Origin of the sequence: Paenibacillus sp. FSL H3-0333 (genome assembly GCF_038002805.1) — a bacterium.
Classification (GTDB): domain Bacteria; phylum Bacillota; class Bacilli; order Paenibacillales; family Paenibacillaceae; genus Paenibacillus_AQ; species Paenibacillus_AQ silagei.
Map to the genome: position 1 here is coordinate 2637419 of NZ_JBBODG010000001.1, position 15169 is coordinate 2652587.

Here is a 15169-nt window from a genome sequence, read left to right on the forward strand (position 1 = left end):
AGGATGGCAGGAGGTCCGTTATTTCCGGGCATCCTGCCCTCTAATTTGTATACGAGAAAGGAAGACCTAGAAACTATGGAGACTTGGATCAACGAAGCCTGGGACTACGCCCAGAACAAATTAAGCCGTACACGGAGCCGGATCGGCGCCACCTTCCCGAATGCCACTTACGGCGGACAATATGATGCGCGTGACCCGGATTGCTGGACCAACGGGTTCTGGCCGGGCATTCTGTGGCTGGCTTACCGGGCCACAGGCGATGAGGAATACCGGCGCATTGCCGAGAGCTGCGAGGAGCAATTAGACGCGCCTCTTCAGGAATATGAACAGCTCCATCACGATAACGGATTCCTCTGGAGTCTGTCAGCGGTTGCCGATTACAAGCTCACCGGGAACAGGCTGTCCAGGAGAAGAGGGCTGATCGCTGCCAGCCATCTGGCCAGCCGGTTCAATCTCAAGGGGAACTTCATCCGTGCCTGGCTGCATGAAGGCAGTGAAGGTCTGGCAATCATCGACTGCATGATGAATCTTGGACTGCTGTACTGGGCCAGCAGGGAACTGCAGGACCCCCGGTACCGTCACATCGCCGTCGCCCATTCGGAAATGGCGCTGCGGGAATTCATCCGCGAGGACGGATCGGTGCATCATATTGTCCGGTTCGATCCTGAGACAGGAGAGCGGATCGAAGCGCTGGGCGGACAAGGGTATAGTCCGGATTCCGCCTGGTCGCGCGGATCGGCCTGGGCGATCTACGGATTCGCGATCGGATACCGGTATACGGGTGACATCCGGTTCATGAATGCTGCCAAGGCGGCAGCGGATTTCTTCGCTGCTGCGCTGCCGGAGGATCTGGTGCCGCCCTGGGATTTCCGCGCACCTGCCGATCAGCTATGGGCCAAGGATTCCACGGCTGCTGCCTGCGCGGCCAGCGGAATGCTGGAGATAGCTTATCTGCTGGAGGGTGAAGAAGCCGACCGGTACCGGAAGCTCGGCAGTGCCATCACAGAATCGCTGTTCCGCCATTACGCGCCGGAGGACCCGGCGGAAGAAGCGCTCATTACCAAGGGGACCGGCAGCTTCCCGGCTGGTGCCGAAGTCGAGGTGCCGATCATTTACGGCGACTATTTCTTCCTGGAAGCCTTGCTGAAGCTCAAGGGAGAGAATGAAATCTTTTGGTAGAGGGAACGGACTTATGGGGAAGGAGGAGCACAGTTGGAGAGAAGAAGAGTGGATGATGTAGATCCGTTCATCGGGGTGGACGGGGAGAATAACTGCCTGTGCGGGCCTTATCTGCCGAACAGCATTGTAAGGCTGGGACCGGATACCTTGCCGCCGCAGTTATCTCACGGGTACGACAGCTCGCGGCCGATTACCCGGTTCAGTCATACGCATGTCAGCGGAACCGGGGGCGGCGGGCGTTATGGTAATGTCGGCTTCACCCCCTATACCGGAATGCCCCGGTTTCAGTTGGACCCCTTTGACAAGGGGGATGAACATGCCGAAGCCGGCTATTACAGCGTGAAGCTGCTGCCTGCCGCCATCCAGGCTGAATTGACCAGCACGATGCGGACCGGAGTCCACCGTTACACCTATCCGGCGGATGATTTGGCGGGCCTGCTGATTGATGCCGGGGCGGTGATTCAGGTTGGCGGGGATGAACCTGGCAAGACCACCGGAGTATCGACCGGGGGATATATTGAAGTTCTGTCTGAATATGAGCTGGCAGGGCGCTGCGATCTGCGCGGGGGCTGGGGGCATGAATTCCCTTATTCCGTCTACTTCTATATCCGCTTCGACCAGCCGATACAGAGCCATATGCTGATGGATGCGGGCGGAGTACGCCAAGGGGCGTCTGTGGATGGCCCGAATTGCAAGGCCTCCCTTAGCTTCGGCAACTGCGGAGTCCTGGTGGCGAAGACTGGCATTTCTTATGTAAGTACCGGCAAGGCCAGAGCCAGTGTGGACCGGGAAGCGTCCGCCGGATTCGATGACATACGCCAGGCGGCTAATAACATCTGGGAGGATAAACTCAGCAGGGCCACCGTGGAAGGGGGGAGCGGAGAGCATACCCGGCTGTTCTATACCCTGATGACCCGTCTGTTCTGTATGCCGAGTGACCTCGGAGTTGACGATGAGAACTTTGCCTGGGAATCAGGGGTCCGGCATTACACCGACCTGTACGCGCTCTGGGACAGTGTGCGGAATGCCAATTCGTTGATTACACTGCTCGACCCGCAGCTTGAGGTGGATATCCTGAATTGTCTGCTGGATATCGCGGACCATACCGGCTGGCTGTCGGACGCCTGGATTATGGGGCATAGCGCAATGATTCAAGGGGGAAGCTCCGCAGATATTCTGTTCTGTGAAGCGGCGCTGAAGAAGCTGGAGGGTATCGACTATGGTAAGGCCCTGAAGCAGATGCGCAAGAATAATGAGGTTCCGTCACCGGATACCTGGCTCTATGGCCGTCATCTGAAGGATTACCATACTCTGGGGTATCTGTCCACGGATGTGAAGAAGAACTGTGTGTCCCGTCATATGGAATATGCGTATCAGGACTGGTGCATCGGCCGGTTGGCTGAGGAGCTTGGGCAGGAGGAGACCGCTGAGGAATACTATGACAGCTCGAAGAAGCTGTGGAATCTGTGGCGGGAGGATCTGCGCTCTTTCGCGCCCCGGCGGCCGGACGGGGAATGGGTGAGTTCCTTTGACCCTGAATCCTGTCTGCCGGATTCCTGGAATGATCCCTACTTCTACGAGGGCACCAGTCTGCAATGGTCGTTCAGCACCCATCATGATTTTCATGGACTGGTTGAACGGCATGGGGGGAAGGAAGCATTCATCCGGCATTTGGACTATTTTTTTGACGGGGGATTCTATAACTCCAAAGAAACTATGCTGCATATTCCTTATTTATATATTTATGCGGGCAGGCCGGACCGTGCTGCGGACCGGGTCCGTGAATGTCTGGAGACTTATTTCAAGGCTGAACGTGCTGGACTAGGGGATAACGAGGATATGGGCTGCCAGAGTGCCTTCTTCATTTGTTCTGCTATGGGCTTGTACCCCCTGATGGGTCAAGACCTCTATTTCCTCGTTCCCCCGGTATTCAATAAGGTGACGCTGCTGCTGGGCGCACAGGCGAATCCGGTTCCTCTGACGATTGAGACACAAGGAGAAGGCAGCGGGTCCGGTAAAAGGTATATTCTGTCTGCTTCGCTTAACGGTCAGGCGCTTAACCGGGCCTGGGTCCGCCATCAAGAAATCGCCGGAGGAGGCACGCTTTTCCTGGAGCTGGGTGCTGAACCCGGGGAGTGGGGAAGCCTAATTCCACCTTCTCCGCTCGCGGAGCGGGAGCCAGATAAACAACCGTCAAGGTAGGGCAGTCGGCTCAAGGAGAGAATATCCATGCAGAGCTTAAAAAACAAATGGCTGCAATACATCTCTGGAGATAAGCTTCGCCCTGAATCGCTGAAGCGGGTCAGCAATGACCTGGACAAGATGCTCATTCAACAGGAACTTCTGTGGGCAGATATTCCGGTTCAGGAGAATGCTGCGGATGTATTTCAGATCATCCTCCGTTTGAAGGAGATGGCCATCGCGCTGAAGTCTCCCGAGTGTCCCTATTATATGGACACATTAAGGCTAAAGATCATATATGGATTAGAATGGCTGTCTGAGCATAGATACAACGAACTCTGTCAGCCCTATGGCAACTGGTGGTATTGGGAGATTGGGGTGCCGATCGCGCTGCTGGAGACTCTGCTGCTCATGGAGGAGCTGGTGGATAAGGAGTTCCTAGAGCGCCTGCTCCTCCCCGTAGACAAATATGTGGGCGATCCGGCGTTTCATGCGCGGTGGTTCGCGGCTGAGGCCCTGCCGTGTACCGGAGCGAATCTGGTCTGGAAATCTACGGCGGCAGCTTTGGCGGCCGTTATCCGGGGAGACGGGCAGAAGCTGTCCGCTGCGCGCAATGCACTGCTTCCGCTGTTCAGCTATGTAAGCGAAGGCGATGGATTCTACGAGGACGGCTCCTTCATCCAGCATGACAGATATGCCTATACTGGCGGATATGGAGTCTCTCTGCTCCAGGATGTGGTCCGCCTGATGGTGTGGTTACACGATACCCGCTGGGAATTGCCGGGCGAGGCCCGGGATTTGACAGCCGGGTGGATTGAGCGTTCCTTCATACCGCTTATGTTCAGGGGTTCTATGCTGGATATGGTGAGCGGCCGGGAGGTTTCGCGCGAGGATTCGCAGAATCATGAGAGCGGACATTCCGTGATTACCTCCTGCTTACGCTTCTCGCGCATACTGGGTGAGGCGGATCAAGTACGACTGCTCTCCAGGGTGAAAAAGTGGGTGTTGGCAGATACGTATAAATCGTATATCGACGAAGCTCCGCCGGATACCGCAGCCTGGGCCAGAGTACTGCTGGACGATGAACTTATGCCGCCAGCCCCGGAGGAATCCTGCTGCAAGCTGTTTGCCCATATGGACCGGGCGGTGCTGCAAGGTCCGGGTTTTGCCTACTCGATCAGTATGTTCTCCAGCCGGATCTACAGCTATGAATCTATCAACAGGGAGCATCTGAAGGGCTGGTATACTTCGTATGGCATGAGCCATCTGTACAATAGTGACTTGGGGCAATATGCGGATGACTACTGGCCGACGGTTGATCCCTACCGCTTGCCTGGAACTACGGTAACGAAGACATTGCAGGAGGATGGAGCCGGGCAAGGCCGCTTAAGCACTAAGGCTTATGTTGGTGGGGCTGTGCTTCATAACCAATACGGCGCCATTGCGATGGAACTTCAGGATGTCGTTAACGAATCTGGTGGACTGACTGCGCTCAAAAGCTGGTTTTTGTTCGGTAACCGCATCGTTGCCTTAGGTTCGGGTATTCAAAGCCGGAATTCCGCTAAAGTAGAAACGATCATAGAAAACCGGAAATCGAACCCGGCAGGCGACAATAGGATTACAGCAGACGGAACAGAGATTTGCCGGACTCCGGGGTATGCGGAGACCGAACTCCTTGACCCCAAGTGGATTCATATGGCTGGCGGTGATAGGGTAGCGGATGTGGGGATTATTTTTCCGGCAAGCTGCCGTGTCCATACCTTATGCGAGGCCCGGCAAGGAAGCTGGAAGGCTATCAACGACGCCGGTTCCTCAGCGGTAATCGAGAGATTCTATCAGACGCTCTGGTTCGATCATGGAACAGCGCCGGAGGGCGATACCTATGCCTATGTGCTGTTGCCTGGCTGGAGTGAAGAAGAAACAGCTGGTTTCGCCGGGGATTCAAGCCTACAGATTGTGGAATTGAATGAACGGGTGCATGCGGTGGAAGATACTGGATTAGGGCTATTCGCCGTGCATTTCTGGCAGCCGGGCTGGTGTAGCTGCGGTGGGATTGCTTGCAGCAGTCAAGCCTCTATTGTTCTGCAAAAGAATCCGGCAGGCTGGAATCTGGCTATAGCCGATCCGACTCAACTGCAGCGCCGTCCAATCGTAGTGGAGCTTGAAGTGGATCGGCCTGTTACCAGGGTGATCCACAAGTCTGAGCGGATCACGGTTGACCTGGGGGGATCTGGTGAACTAAGTGGCCCGGGTGACCCAAGTGACCCAAGTGACGCAGGTGATTCAGGTGAACCTAGTGATTCTGGAGACACCGGGGCCCCTGGAAACCCCAGAAAGGTTAGACTGTTGTTCGACCCTGATGGTGCCGGGGGCGCCTCGTTCCAGGTGGAACTGGGGACCTGAGGCGAATCTATGAATATGCGCTTCAAGTGAATGACTCTGCGGAGTATGGTAGAATAATCCCAATGGTTTTAGAGGGGGAGTACCATGCAGATTTCAATAACCGAAGATTTCGCAGATGAACGATTCAGGCAGTTCGTAAGGGACAACTTCTGCGGTGGCCGTGAATCAATTTTCAAAAGTGATCTTGACAGCGTGACCATACTGATGCTTGCGGGTTGCAAATTCTCAAGTCTTCAGGGGATCGGACACTTTACGGCGCTTCAGGAGCTGGATTGTTCGTATAACGAGTTAACCGTGCTTGAGCTTAGCCAGAATGCGGAACTGGCTACTGTGAACTGCCGGAGCAACCGGCTGATTGAGCTGAATGCTCAGCCTAATCGGCTGTTGAAGGAACTGGACTGTAGCAGGAATCATATCCGTACTCTGGACCTCAGCCAGAATCCTGCGCTGGAGAAGCTGGAGTGTCATGAGAATATGTTGTCCAAACTGGAGTTAAGCAGCAATCGCTGGCTCAAGGTACTGAATTGCAGTTATAACTCGCTGCATGAATTGCGGCTTCAAGACAATACGGCACTGGAGCGGGTCGATTGCGGCAGCAACTATATCATTGAGCTGGATATGGCAAGCTGCACAGAGCTGACGGAAATCCGCTGCAATCATAATCACTTAACCCGCTTGGACACCAGCGCTCTTCTGGCTCTTACGAGTCTGCGATGCTTCAATAATCATATTAGGAGTCTGGACCTCAGTCACAATATGCAGTTGACCGAACTGTATTGTTCTGAGAACAAACTTACGGTACTGGATACGAGTCTTCATTCGCAGCTTGTACAACTGGATTTTGCCAATAACCTCATTACGCAGCCGGATTATAGGGTAGAGGGAGTAGGGATTTTTCAATATGACACTACCTTTACCTGTTATGCGGCGCAGCTTCAAATCAGGGGGAGTGAGCTTGCCGTTACAGCGGAAGTTCACACTAAGGCCGCAATGAGCGGCTTGACTCCCCGGATTCAAAAGGTATGGGGAGAGCTGGAGGGGCTGCTTGACCAAGTATTGCAACTAATTGCGGACGCTCATCCTGATGAAGATGTGAATGAGCTGGTGCTGGCCGACTTGACGTTCGCCGAAGACCACTCCTTCCGTATCGGCTACGATGCCGGGGATACCCCGGCTGGTCAGCTCTGCATCTATGCAGCATTTGACCATGAGGGTGAGCTGGACCCCAAGCTTAGTTATGAAATGTACTAAGCTGGTAAGCTGTAGGTGATAAGTCGCAGGCCGTAAACCGCGGGCTGCAAAGCGCAAGCAGTAGGCAGTAACCCGTAACCCGTAACCCGTAACCCGTAACCCGTAACCCGTAACCCGTAACCCGTAACCCGTAACCGCAAGCTGCAGACCGCACTCCGCAAGCTGTAGGAGGTATGTCGCAAGCTGCAAGCTGCACGCCGCAGGCCGCAAGGTTTTGCGGCTTTTTGGGAGATTCAGGAGGGATAAATCCCTCTGATTAAGCTAAAAGTTAGCTAAATGAGGTAAATAAGGGTATAAATCCCTTTGGTTGGGCCGAAAGTTGGCTAAATGAGGAAAATAAGGTGTATAAATCCCTTTGAGTAGACCGAAAGTGTGCGGTAGGCGTAAATGAGGGGCAAAAGTGCACCCCAATCCGTCAAAAGTGGACGATAGGCGTGGATGAGGAGCAAAAGTGCACCCCAATCCGTCAAAAGTGGACGACAGGCGTGAATGAGGGGCATCTTTGCCGGAACGCTCGAAATATCATACCTTTTCTCAAATGCACGTAGTTTCTTTCACTACCGGACCCTATCTATACTATTAAATGAAAGCGCTTCACAACAAGTTAGTTCATATGTGGGAACGCCGAACTATGAGCAGGCAAAGCAAGTTTGTGTGTGAAAAAAAGCTGAACTATGAGCAGGCAAAGCAAGTTTGTGTGTGAAAGAAAGCTGAACTATGAGCGCAGGAACAGCAAGACTATGTGTGTACGTGTGATGAAAGCCAGACTACCTGTACGTGAAAATGTTGGATGCGGCGAAAAGGGGGATTATGGATGAGAAGGTTGCTAATGAGAGGAACGTTAACGAGAAGGTTACTCATGAAAAGCTGCTTGGTGGCGTTAGTGCTACTGCTGCTGGTCAGCGGCTTGGGAGGAGTAGCGGAACGCGCCGGTGCTGCGGATGAATTCGACGGGATGCGGGAGAACCGGAAGGTGATGCTTACAGGAGGGGCCACCCTGAATACGGCGGATGCTGATATTGCCGCAGCCCTCACCGGTCTGGCGAACGAAGCGGACGGCTACTGGCAGACGATGAATACCTCGCCGAGCCGTACTTATCTGTGGAGCGATAACCCAGGCATCGGGAATTCGATTCATATCCGGGTGACTTATGAACGGCTGAAGACGATGGCGCTCGCGTATGCCACTACCGGTACGGCGCTGCATGAGAATAGTCAGCTCGGAAGCGATATCGTGGCTGCACTCGATTATATGTACACTACCCGATATCACGAGGCGGTAACGCCGACTGCCAGCGGAACGAGCAACTGGTGGGATTGGCAAATTGGCATTCCCATGCAGCTTAACGATACGGCGGTGCTGATGTATGACATCTTAAGCCCGGCTCAAATTGCTAATTATATGACAGCGGTGGAACGCTTCTCGCCCGCAGTTACCTTGACAGGAGCTAACCGTGCCTGGAAAGCGATAGTTGTAGGCGAGCGGGGAATCCTCGTCAAAGACGGGGCCAAGATCGCCGCTGCCCGCGATGGCCTATCCTCTATTTTCAATTACACGCTTAGCGGAGATGGCTTCTACCGGGATGGTTCGTTCATTCAGCATAACAACATCCCCTACACCGGAGGTTATGGCATTGACCTGCTGCTGGCTGTCAGTGATCTCATGGTGACGCTGCACGGCTCCTACTGGCAGGTCACCGATCCCAAGGAATCCAACGTGTGGGAATGGGTGTATAACTCATATCAGCCGGTGATGTACAAGGGTGCGATAATGGACATGGTCCGTGGCAGAGAAATCTCCAGGAATTATAGTCAGGACCATGAAGCGGGACACCGGGTGATGCAAGGTATTTTGCTGCTGTCCAAGATTGCACCGCCCGCTCAGTCAGCGGATTTTAAACGGATGCTTAAGGGCTGGATTATATCGGATACGTTCAAGTCTTTTTATGCCGATGCCTCCGTACCCGCTATCGCTCAGGCCAAGACTATAACCGGGGACCCGTTAATCGAACCGGCGGCAGAGCTTATAGGTTATAAACAGTTCTCGGCGATGGACCGGGCCGTGCAGCACCGGCCGGGCTACAGCTTCGGACTTGCGATGTATTCCAGCCGCATCGGCAGCTATGAAGCGATTAACAGCGAGAACGCCAAAGCCTGGTATACCTCAGCCGGTATGACCAGCTTATATAACAGTGATCTTGGACAATTCAGCGATGACTACTGGCCGACTGTGGATAATTACCGCCTGCCGGGAACAACGGTGCTGTCCCAGACCTCTTCAAGCAGCCACACCAGCACCAGGCAGTGGACCGGCGGCACCGATATCCAGAATCTATATGGAAGCTCAGGTATGGATTTGCAGTATGCGGGTCATATGCTTGAAGCCAAGAAATCATGGTTTATGTTCGATGACGAAGTAGTTGCTCTCGGTGCGGGAATCATCAGCACAGATAATATAGCTGTGGAGACGATCGTCGAGAACCGGAAGCTGAACACGGCGGGCAGCAATACGCTTACTGTAAATGGTGAAGTGAAGCCATCCACGCTGGCATGGTCAGATACCATGGATGAGGTAGAGTGGGCTCATTTGTCGGGAAGCGCCGCCGGAGCGGATACGGGATATTATTTTCCGCAGACGGTATCGCTTGCCGCTAAGAGAGAGGCCAGAACAGGCAACTGGAAGCAGATTAACCCCCGTCCGGTCACACCTTCCACGCCGATCACCCGCAATTATATGACCTTATGGCTGGATCATGGTGTCAATCCGAGTAACGGCGAATATCAATATGTGCTGCTTCCGGGCAAGTCCGCTGCTCAAGTGGGCGCTTATGCTGCTGCTCCAGACATTGAAGTGCTGGCGAATTCATCCAGTGTTCAGGCGGTAAAAGAATCGAAGCTCGGCATCATCGGAGCGAATTTCTGGGAGGATGGGGGAAGCTCCGCCGATCTGATCACTGTTAACAAGAAATCGGCGGTTATGACCCGGGAAGCCGGAGATACCTTGGAACTGTCTGTCAGCGATCCTACACAAACGGGCACCGGCGTGATAGAAGTGGAGTTGGACCGTTCAGCAAGCGGTTATACAGCTGATTCGGGGATTACGGTCACTCAGTTAAGCCCGACAATCCGCTTAACGGTGAATGTCAGCGCGGCCAAGGGCAAGACGTTCAAGGCTTCCTTTGACCTGGGCAGCGGCACGCCGCCGACCCTGCCTGGTGAAGAGGTGATTGTAGACAATAATGACACCACAGGAGTACTGAAGACCGGAAGCTGGAAGACCGCTGCGGTGCAGGCTGACCGGTACGGCGTCAACTATCTGCATGATGACAACAGCGGCAAAGGCAGCAAAAGTGTGACCTTCACACCAGACTTACCCGTCACGGCTGCTTACAGCGTCTATATGATGTGGCCGCAGCATATCAACCGCTCCACTACGATTCCCTTAGATATCGTTCATTCTACAGGGACGGCTACGCACAGTATAGACCAGACCTCAAACGGCGGGGTATGGAATTTCATCGGCACCTATACCTTCACAGCCGGCACCTCGGGCAGCGTGATCATCCGCAACAATGGAACAATCGGGTATGTAGCCGCCGATGCTGTCAAATTTGTGCGGAATCCGTAAGTAAGGGAGGGAGGCTTTCCGTGTTCCGGCTCAGGAGAGGGTAAAGAGCCGTATATGCTGACCTGTCTGTATAAAATTGTAAAAGGCTCATGCAACCAGTGCATGGGCCTTTGCTGAGGTATTATGCTTCTTATTAAAGAGTGGCAAAGATATTGTCAATTACCAGCCTGGTCCAGGCTTACAGCTCAACCTTCCAGTTGCCCAGACGCTTGGCGATTTCCGGGTCCTGGTGGGAGAAGAAGAGGCTCTCGCCTGTATCCAGCGCGGCAATCTGATCAAGATCCGCCGGACTCAGCTCAAAATCAAAAACATCAAAATTCTCCACGATCCGCTCCTTGCGCACGGACTTCGGAATCACAACAATATCACGCTGAACCAGCCAGCGCAGCACAACCTGTGCGACGGATTTGTTGTACTTAGCGGCAATCCCGGACAGCACTTCGTTGCTGAACAGGTTGTTGCGTCCTTCAGCGAACGGTCCCCACGATTGAATCTGCACACCCTGTTCCTTCATAAAAGCAGCGTTATCGATCTGCTGGTGGAACGGATGCGTCTCCACCTGATTGACGGCTGGCACGATCTCGTTATGGACAATCAGGTCCATCAGCCGGTCGGGCAGGAAGTTGCTGACGCCAATGGCTTTGATTTTGCCTTCGTGATAGAGTTCTTCCATTGCCCGCCATGCCCCATAATAATCGCCGAACGGCTGGTGAATGAGGTACAGATCCAGGTAGTCCAGTTGCAGCTTCTTCAACGATTTGGCAAAGGCCAGCTTGGCGCTCTCATATCCGGCATCCTGAATCCACAGCTTGGTCGTGATGAACAGCTCTTCGCGCGGGACACCGCTGCGTTTGATTGCGCGCCCTACAGCTTCTTCATTTAAATAACCGGCGGCAGTATCAATTAAGCGGTAACCGGCGGTAATTGCTTCGTACACCGCATTCTCACATTCTTCAGCATCTGGAATCTGATAAACACCGAAGCCGAGGATCGGCATTTTCACTCCATTATTCAAGGCTACTGTCTGCATGTTCTTGTCCTCCTAAGGTATATTTAGTGTAATGGCAGACGGCTAGCCGCCCCGGGGAAAAATCATCCCGAACAGCAGACACCACAGCGGGGATTCCACTGGCTGCCGTTTTGCTATATTATAAGCCTATCGCCTTCGTGTAACACGAAGTCAAGCAGGGCTTACTATTTTTTTAGGGAGGCATATCATGTATACTGTCAAAGAAGCTGCCGCTATGACTGGACTTACTGAACATGCAGTACGCTTTTATACGGATAAAGGGCTGGTGCCGAGTATTCAGCGTAATAAAAACAATATCCGGCTGTTCGACGATGAATCGATGAACTGGCTCTACGGGATTAAGTGCCTCAAGCAGACAGGATTGCCGATAGAAAGCATCAAAACTTATGTCGATCTCTGTCTCGAAGGAGATTCGACGATTGCGCAGCGCTTTGCCATGATGATGGAATACAGGGAAGCGGCGCTCCTTCAGCTGGAAGAAGCCAAGCAGCGCGTTGCCCATCTGGAACAGAAGGCCCTTCAATATCAGGCCATTCTGGAGCAGCACATCCCGGACCTGACCAATCCCGGCAACTGGAGCAAGCTTATGAAGGAGGGCGTCAAGGTTCCGGCGCGCCGGAAGAGAGTGGTGCGGTCTTCTTAGCAGTCACAGCCACACGGTTGACTATTCTAACAGAAGGAGGCGATCCGCATGACGACTTGTTTTATTTGTGAGAAGCATATGGGGAATACTCCCCAGCCGCCGGGGGGATACATATATGAGGATGAACACTGGAAGGTGTGTCATTTTCCTGCGGAACAATCCGTTCCAGGACAACTAGTGCTCGAATCGAAGCGGCATTTGCTTGATTTCTCTGAGATGACTGAGGAAGAAGCGGGCTCTTACGGGATTCTGGTGAAAAAATTAGGTTCGGCGCTTAAGCAGGCAACGGGGGCAGAACGTGTCTATTCCGTCATCATGGTCGATGGGGTTCCCCATTTCCATGCCCATTTCATTCCGCGGTTGAGCCACAGCGCCAGAGGTGTTGCACTGATTGCGCAGCAGAACTCGTGTACGGTGGCAGAGGCTGAGGAGTTAGCCGGAAGATTGCGACTTTTAATGAATTAGATCAAAGCACACCCAGCTCTCAATCGACTTCTTTCGCCATCATTCGTCAATCCTTTGCCCATTCACCTTGACACCGTGTATACCCCGTGACATAATAATTCCAGACTAAATGACTATGATAAGTTGGACATCATAGGACAACAAGAGAGAGCTTTTACTAGACGAGGGGGAAGTTATAATGAAGAAGAAATTTGTGCCAGGCGTTCTGATGGTGTTGCTCGGGTTGGTAATTGCAGGCTGCGGTAATGGAACTAAGAATGACGCAGGCTCCGCAGAGACAAACGGCGCGGGAGCCGGTACGAAGACCATCGTTGCGGCAACGAGCGGGGTAAGTAACCCTTTTAGCTACGAGAAGGACGGACAGTTGACAGGTTACGATGTGGAAGTAATGAAGGCGATCTTCAAGGACCTTCCGGAATATAAGCTAGAGGTTCAGGCAATTGAATTCGAAGGGATTCTGACCGGCCTCGATAATGGACGTTTCCAGCTGGGGGCGAACAATTTCAGCTCCAACCCGGAGAGACGCAGCAAATACGATTTCTCCCTGCCGATTATTGAGAATGCGAATGTGTTCGTAGTCCGCAAGGATGATAACACCCTTAAGTCAGTAGAAGACCTGAAGGGCTATAAAGCTGTAACAGAAGTCGGCAACTCCGGTGCCACACTGCTGGAGAATTATAATGAAGCGAACCCGGATGCCAAAGCGGAGATTATGTACACCGACGAGAACTTCGTGAAGCAGTTCGAAGGCATTGAAGCCGGACGCTATGATGTGCGTATCATTTCCCGTGTGTCTGCCGAGAAGGCCATCAAGGAGCATGGGTTCACCAACCTGAAGGTTGTTGCCTTCTCTACAGAGAATAGCGATCCCGGATCTTACATCCTGCTCTCCAAGTCTGCGGACAGCTCACTACTGGATACAGTCAACAAGAGAATCAAGGAAATGTATGCGGATGGCACATTGCTGAAGATCAGCCAAGAGCAGCTTGGCGGCGACTATTTGCCGAAGAAAGAGCTAATGGAGTAACCGAAGGAAGGTGATCGCATGAAATTTCTAGTTTCGGGAGATGCATTATTCTCCAGTAGCAATTTATATAAGACGATGGACCCGGAGCTGCTTCAACTGCTCAAGGGGGCGGATGAGGTGTTCACGAATGCCGAGTTTGTCACGCCGAGATTGAATACCGCTCCGGCCTCAGGCCGCGGCTATCAGACCAGTGTGCGCCCCAAGGCGCTGGACGAGTTCGGACCGCTGAACATCCGGTATGTCAGCTTTGCGAATAATCATACGGGGGACTACGGGACTCAGGGTCTTGTGGATACGATCGAAGAGGCGGAAGCCCGCGGTCTGACCCCGCTTGGAGTGGGCATGAGCCTGCATGAAGCGCGCAAGCCGGTGTTCGTCGATACGGCAGACGGCCGGATTGCCATCATCACTATCGATGTGACGAGAAGCGAGGTGTTCGCTGCCTCCAATCCAGGGAATGGAGTTCCGGCCCGTCCGGGGGTCAACCCGCTGCGCTGGTCTCGTACGTATGTCGTGAATGATCAGGACTTCAGCACCTTGAAGGAGATCAGTGAACGCATCGGCATCGCTTCCAGCATGGAGGAAGGCAAGCGGATTGAGACCTTCAAGAGCAAATCGGAGAATTACTATGAATTCGGTTCATTTTTTGAAGGCTATTTAACCTTCGAGAAGGGGGAACAGTCCCGCGTCAAGACAGCAGCGCATGAGCAGGATCAGCAGGAAATCTACCGCAGCATCCAGGATGCCGCGGAGCGCAGTGACTATGTTTTTGTCAGCCTGCACACGCATGAAGGGGAGAATGAGAACTGGTACTCCGATTATCCCGCAGAGTTCATCGAGACCTTCGCGCGGGGGGCGGTGGATGCCGGGGCGAGCTGTGTCTTCGGACATGGCGCCCACTTCACCAGAGGGGTGGAGCTGTACAAGGGCCAGCCTATTTTCTATAACATAGGCAGTCTGTTCATGGAGTTCGAAGCCGGAGAGTCGATTGTATCTCCCGAGATGTTCACCGCCTACGGGTATGCCGAGAATGAAGCTCCGTCTACCCTGCACAAGAACAGAACCAAGGACAGCGAAGGGAACTGGCAGGGCTTCTACAGCGACCGCAAGTTCTCGGAGAACTTCCTGGTCATGTTCGATCTGAATGTGGAGGAGAAGCGGTTCAGCTATGAGCTGATTCCGATTGATCTCAGGCTTACCCATGAGACAGTGACCAAGCGTGGCTTGCCTGTACTGGCATCCGATGAAGCAGCGGCCTCCCTGGTGGAGCGGCTGAATGCGGTGAGCCAAGAGCGATATCATACTCAGATTATATACGAAGGAAAGCATTTGACCGTTAGACCCTGCTGAGCCGGTGTCGTG

General features: G+C 53.4%; 10 protein-coding genes. 9 read left to right on the forward strand and 1 reads right to left on the reverse strand.

Annotated features, from left to right (window positions below; genetic code table 11):
* The first annotated feature begins 75 nt into the window (after positions 1-75).
* The 5 genes from MHH78_RS11705 (at position 76) to MHH78_RS11725 (ending at position 10642) form a co-directional block, all read left to right on the forward strand.
* A complete protein-coding gene (locus MHH78_RS11705) occupies positions 76-1179 on the forward strand; it encodes a glycoside hydrolase family 88 protein (RefSeq protein WP_341167503.1) in 1104 nt (367 codons plus the stop codon).
* A gap of 33 nt (positions 1180-1212) precedes the next feature.
* Complete coding sequence (locus tag MHH78_RS11710) at positions 1213-3381, forward strand: GH92 family glycosyl hydrolase (RefSeq protein WP_341167504.1); 2169 nt, start codon at positions 1213-1215, stop codon at positions 3379-3381.
* 27 nt (positions 3382-3408) lie between these two features.
* A complete protein-coding gene (locus tag MHH78_RS11715; protein ID WP_341167505.1) occupies positions 3409-5763 on the forward strand; it encodes a polysaccharide lyase 8 family protein in 2355 nt (784 codons plus the stop codon).
* 84 nt (positions 5764-5847) lie between these two features.
* Positions 5848-7014 carry a leucine-rich repeat domain-containing protein gene (locus tag MHH78_RS11720; RefSeq protein ID WP_341167506.1) on the forward strand — a complete coding sequence of 389 codons (1167 nt, stop codon included), beginning with the start codon at positions 5848-5850 and terminating at the stop codon, positions 7012-7014.
* A gap of 859 nt (positions 7015-7873) precedes the next feature.
* The gene (locus MHH78_RS11725) at positions 7874-10642 is read left to right on the forward strand and encodes a polysaccharide lyase family 8 super-sandwich domain-containing protein (protein WP_341167507.1); all 2769 of its coding nucleotides are present in this window, start codon (positions 7874-7876) and stop codon (positions 10640-10642) included.
* 178 nt (positions 10643-10820) lie between these two features.
* Here MHH78_RS11725 and MHH78_RS11730 read toward each other — a convergent pair whose 3' ends face one another.
* Positions 10821-11672, reverse strand: coding sequence for an aldo/keto reductase (locus MHH78_RS11730; protein ID WP_341167508.1), 852 nt, complete (start codon positions 11670-11672; stop codon positions 10821-10823).
* A 187-nt stretch (positions 11673-11859) separates the two neighbouring features.
* Here MHH78_RS11730 and MHH78_RS11735 point away from each other — a divergent pair, with 187 nt between their 5' ends.
* The 4 genes from MHH78_RS11735 (at position 11860) to MHH78_RS11750 (ending at position 15157) form a co-directional block, all read left to right on the forward strand.
* Positions 11860-12315: a MerR family transcriptional regulator gene (locus tag MHH78_RS11735; RefSeq protein WP_076076307.1), complete on the forward strand. Its 456-nt coding sequence runs from the start codon at positions 11860-11862 to the stop codon at positions 12313-12315.
* Positions 12316-12363: 48 nt separating this feature from the next.
* On the forward strand, positions 12364-12780 hold the full coding sequence (locus tag MHH78_RS11740) for an HIT family protein (RefSeq protein ID WP_340752482.1): 417 nt from the start codon (positions 12364-12366) through the stop codon (positions 12778-12780).
* Between the two features lie 178 nt (positions 12781-12958).
* Positions 12959-13807, forward strand: a complete 849-nt coding sequence (locus MHH78_RS11745; RefSeq protein WP_341167509.1) for a transporter substrate-binding domain-containing protein — start codon at positions 12959-12961, stop codon at positions 13805-13807.
* An 18-nt stretch (positions 13808-13825) separates the two neighbouring features.
* Complete coding sequence (locus tag MHH78_RS11750; RefSeq protein WP_341167510.1) at positions 13826-15157, forward strand: CapA family protein; 1332 nt, start codon at positions 13826-13828, stop codon at positions 15155-15157.
* Positions 15158-15169: the final 12 nt, after the last annotated feature.

Excerpts from the sequence above, each read along its gene's own strand:
- MHH78_RS11705 (WP_341167503.1), top strand. The coding sequence starts at position 76 with ATGGAGACTTGGATCAACGAAGCCTGGGACTACGCCCAGAACAAATTA.
- MHH78_RS11715 (WP_341167505.1), top strand. The coding sequence starts at position 3,409 with ATGCAGAGCTTAAAAAACAAATGGCTGCAATACATCTCTGGAGATAAG.
- MHH78_RS11720 (WP_341167506.1), top strand. The coding sequence starts at position 5,848 with ATGCAGATTTCAATAACCGAAGATTTCGCAGATGAACGATTCAGGCAG.
- MHH78_RS11725 (WP_341167507.1), top strand. The coding sequence starts at position 7,874 with ATGAAAAGCTGCTTGGTGGCGTTAGTGCTACTGCTGCTGGTCAGCGGC.
- MHH78_RS11730 (WP_341167508.1), bottom strand. The coding sequence starts at position 11,672 with ATGCAGACAGTAGCCTTGAATAATGGAGTGAAAATGCCGATCCTCGGC.
- MHH78_RS11735 (WP_076076307.1), top strand. The coding sequence starts at position 11,860 with ATGTATACTGTCAAAGAAGCTGCCGCTATGACTGGACTTACTGAACAT.
- MHH78_RS11740 (WP_340752482.1), top strand. The coding sequence starts at position 12,364 with ATGACGACTTGTTTTATTTGTGAGAAGCATATGGGGAATACTCCCCAG.
- MHH78_RS11745 (WP_341167509.1), top strand. The coding sequence starts at position 12,959 with ATGAAGAAGAAATTTGTGCCAGGCGTTCTGATGGTGTTGCTCGGGTTG.
- MHH78_RS11750 (WP_341167510.1), top strand. The coding sequence starts at position 13,826 with ATGAAATTTCTAGTTTCGGGAGATGCATTATTCTCCAGTAGCAATTTA.